Annotated in this window: 1 protein-coding gene; it reads right to left on the bottom strand. The window is 60.3% G+C overall.

Annotated features, from left to right (window positions below; all coding sequences use genetic code 11):
• Positions 1–203: 203 nt before the first annotated feature.
• The gene (locus QHF83_RS53365; protein ID WP_282425890.1) at positions 204–488 is read right to left on the bottom strand and encodes a hypothetical protein; all 285 of its coding nucleotides are present in this window, start codon (positions 486–488) and stop codon (positions 204–206) included.
• Positions 489–832 lie beyond the last annotated feature (344 nt).

Raw genomic sequence — 832 nt, 5'->3', positions numbered from 1 at the left:
ACCGGAAATCCGGCGGCGACTGATTCAAAGGCTCGCTGCGCCCCAAAGATGCGCGCGGTGCGGAGCGACGGTGCGGGCGCTCGTGCCGATATGAACGTGTGGGTGGATGTGGCAGAGTAGTGCTAGCACACTGAGAGGGATCCCTCTGTCGCGGTTTGGAGTAAGCTGCTCCTGACCGGCGCCGATGCTCAAAAAGCCAACGGCTACAGCGGCGTGGCTTTCCGGTATCGGAGATCCATCGGATCGTTGCCGGAGGTGTCGGCGCGGGTAATGAAGCAAGATTCGAGACGCACGACATCCGTCTCGATGGTGAATGAGTAATTCAATAGGCGAGCGGAGGAACCGTCCCCGACACGCTCGTGAATCATACGCCAAAGCTGCATGCCGGCTCCACCCGGGAGCTTCGCCTCGCCGTCGTGAGGGCGGAAGTACGGTGTTTCGATCGTGCCCATCATTTCACCGGAATCTGTCTTGATTGTGAGCTTCATTGTGTACCTCACGGGCGATAAACCACGAGGGACCCACGAGATCCCCGCTGCTCCGGCATGTTCGTCGTGAAACGTTACCGACCGTTCAGTATGACCGACCGTTCGGCACGTCATGATTGCTTTACAACTGTACGCGTGTCAAGGGAATCGAACCAGGATCTCCGTTGGTGTCGACGGCGCGCGGGATGGCCCCGACCTTCCCGCGCGCCGAGCGCCGGCTAGATGGCTGGTGTTTTTCTCTACCAAACCATCGCGCGATGGTGTAAGGCGGGGGGCATGTCCCGTGGACAAACCCCGAAGCAGGGCGAGATGTGGAGGTCGACGTCGGCGTACTGCGGAGCGAA

The sequence above is a fragment of the Polyangium sp. 15x6 genome, assembly GCF_029960785.1.
Taxonomy (GTDB): Bacteria; Myxococcota_A; Polyangia; order Polyangiales; family Polyangiaceae; genus Polyangium.
The sequence above is the reverse complement of the archived record's forward strand: the minus strand, read 5'-3'. Positions and strand labels throughout refer to the sequence as shown.